At 65.5% G+C, this 1,121-nt stretch carries 2 protein-coding genes; both read right to left on the bottom strand.

The features are described 5' to 3' along the window. Window positions 1-434: DUF4198 domain-containing protein (locus ABZY20_RS37400; RefSeq protein WP_356448016.1), on the bottom strand; the 434-nt coding region annotated here is incomplete at its 3' end. Between the two features lie 124 nt (window positions 435-558). Continuing rightward, window positions 559-1,121 (bottom strand): DUF2271 domain-containing protein (locus ABZY20_RS37395; protein WP_356448014.1); only part of this gene is annotated, 563 nt, incomplete at its 5' end.

Below are 1,121 nucleotides of genomic sequence, written 5' to 3'. Positions count from 1 at the left end.
CCCAGGCTCTCGGAGGCTTCGACCTCGGTCGCGCCGGCCGGGATCGCGGTCTTGAACTCGCCGGCCTTGCCGCGCCAGCGCTTGGCTTCGCCGCCGAGCTTGTAGCTGGCGAACATGCCTTCGTTGTTCATCGCGATCTTGTAGGTGCCTTCCTGCTGCAGTTGCAGGTCGAACACGCTGCGCAGCTTGCCGGTCGAACCGTTCTGCGCCTGCACCGCGCTGCCGTCAGGCGCGGTCACCTGCAACCGCTCCAGCGGCAGCGGCACGTGGTTGAAGTAGAACAGGTCGTTGGACACGGCCGCATCGACCGTCATCCACGAGCCCTTCTCCGAGAACACCGTCTGCGAGGGCTGCAACCAGGCCTTGTGGGCGTGGGCGGTGCCGGCCAGGGCGAGCGCGGCCAGCGCCGCGGCGGAGATCAGTTTGAGTTTCATGGTGTTGGGTCCGGGAATGGGGAATAGGGAAGGGAGCATTGTCGAAGCGAGCGCTGCGGGAGGAATCGGATGGAGAACGATCGTGTTCGCGATCGCCGCTGTTCCATCGCCGATTCCCGGCGCGTTACGGTTTCACCGCCAAGCCGACCTTGCCCAGCTCGGTCTTGCCTTGCGCCGACAGCTTCTGCGCCTTGGCCGGCCATTCGAACGGGATCGTCAGCATCTCGCGGCCGCCGACTTCGCGCGCGGCTTCCACCACCAGGGTGTAGCTGCCCGGCGCCAGGCCGGCGAGCTGCTTGGACGCGCCCTTGAAGCTCACCGCGTGCTGGCCGACCGGGCGGGTCGCGCCGCTGACGCCGTCGACCGGCATGGTCAAGGTGCGGCCGCTGCGCCGCCACCACTGGCGCATGTCCTTGAGCCACTTGGTGCCTTCGCCGTTCTTCATGTCCACGTCGTACCAAACGAGCAGGTTGCTCGCCACGGAGTTGTCGGCCTTCTCGATCCAGGCCGCGACGTAGGGGCGGTGGTATTCGGCCGCATTGATGCGCGGCACTTCGATGTTGAGTTCCAGATCGGCGGCGAACGCCGGCAGCGGCAGGGTCAGCGCCGGAATCAGGATCTTGAACATGGACGGCTTCATGGAACGCTCATGAGTGGAAACTTCGGATTCTTCAATGCATGAACAAT

The organism is Streptomyces sp. NPDC006624 (assembly GCF_040611555.1).
In the GTDB taxonomy this organism is placed as follows: domain Bacteria; phylum Actinomycetota; class Actinomycetes; order Streptomycetales; family Streptomycetaceae; genus Streptomyces.
The sequence above is the reverse complement of the archived record's forward strand: the minus strand, read 5'-3'. Positions and strand labels throughout refer to the sequence as shown.